Annotated in this window: 1 pseudogene; it reads left to right on the plus strand. The window is 30.4% G+C overall.

Annotated elements, in window-relative coordinates:
• Nucleotides 1–553: pseudogene (locus MBCUT_RS02085) on the plus strand (hypothetical protein); the annotation flags it as partial.

Raw genomic sequence — 553 nt, forward strand, 5'->3', positions numbered from 1 at the left:
TAGAAACAGTGAATTTACTAGTAATGGATACAATACAACATGGATATCCAACAACCCAGAACAAAACACCACACCAGTAAACAATGGCGGAGCAATATATACATCTAGTGGTATTTCTAATAGTAATCTTAATGTAATTAATTCTACTTTCAGCAACAACACAGCAAATAATGGTGGAGCAATATATATTGTTCCTAGTCTTAATGGTACTATTAATGCTAATATAGCTGGTTCTACTTTCAACAATAACAACGCAACTAATGGTGGAGCAATATATGCAACTAATGGTAATAATAATCATAATAATCTTAATGTAATTAATTCTACTTTCAGTAACAATACTGCAAATAATAATGGTGGAGCAATATATATTGAGAGTTCTAGTGCTAGTATAACTGGTTCTATTTTCAGCAACAACACAGCAAATAATGGTGGAGCAATATATTCAGTCGTTTATAATAATTGTACTGGAAATACTAATATAACAAGTTCTAGTTTCAGTAACAATACTGCAAATAGTAATGGTGGAGCAATATATATTCTTAATGACAGA

Origin of the sequence: Methanobrevibacter cuticularis (assembly GCF_001639285.1) — an archaeon.
Classification (GTDB): Archaea; Methanobacteriota; Methanobacteria; order Methanobacteriales; family Methanobacteriaceae; genus Methanobaculum; species Methanobaculum cuticulare.